The 702-nt window shown below is 43.6% G+C and carries 1 protein-coding gene and 1 pseudogene; both read right to left on the bottom strand.

Annotation, left to right across the window (positions count from 1 at the left end; all coding sequences use genetic code 11):
* Positions 1-98: pseudogene (locus OP495_RS18620) on the bottom strand (cupin); the annotation flags it as partial.
* A gap of 353 nt (positions 99-451) precedes the next feature.
* The coding region (locus OP495_RS18615; protein WP_280571269.1) for a hypothetical protein at positions 452-702 on the bottom strand (251 nt) is incomplete at its 5' end.

The following is a 702-nucleotide window of genomic DNA, read 5'->3' as shown; positions in this document are numbered from 1 at the left end:
GTCCAATGCAAGCGGGTTGTGATGCCATTCATGTTCGCGATATTTTTCGCGCCCCAAGCATGCTCCGCCTTGAATTCTTTGCTTCTAATTACTTTCACGTCTTATCTCCGCTGGTGGTGAATAAAAGTGCGCCTTAAGTACATGGTCGTAAAGCTTTTTTGATCTGATGGCTGCTAAGTAGTCCGTGGTTAACGAACCTGCTTAGTTTTCCCTAAGAATAATTCTGACGCCTCCTCAATAATAACCGCATACATAGCCCAAAGATTTTAAGCGCATAATGCTGAGTGGCGTCGTATAAGGTATGCCTAACTTCTCTTGAAATTCTGTCTCTCGTTGGGCAACCTCTATTGAGGTGCACAGTCTGCTTGGTTGCTGCGGTATGCACTTTTAATTATAAATAAGCGTTTAGCTGTTTCTTAGTCTTCAGATAACCCTTAGCGTTCAAGTGGCATCATTTATACTCTGCAAATTCTTTAATACAGTTACTGGCAATTTGCCCAATGACAGGGTTTGGTATGACTTGCAAGTATGGATTCTGCACGGCGATTATATATCCGACTCGAAAGGTGTCGACGACAAAAGACGTTTGCTTCTTTGTGGCGCCATTTTTTTCAATATTTCGAGCACGCCGTATCCCTTCTTGTTTTGGTGCGCCCCGTTTTGCTGCCATGAATCCATTCATTGCTGCCATAGGAGCTGTTC

The sequence above is a fragment of the Chromohalobacter sp. 296-RDG genome (assembly GCF_029889885.1).
Classification (GTDB): domain Bacteria; phylum Pseudomonadota; class Gammaproteobacteria; order Pseudomonadales; family Halomonadaceae; genus Chromohalobacter.
Note: the sequence above shows the minus strand (reverse complement) of the source record. Positions and strands in the feature narration are given on the sequence as shown.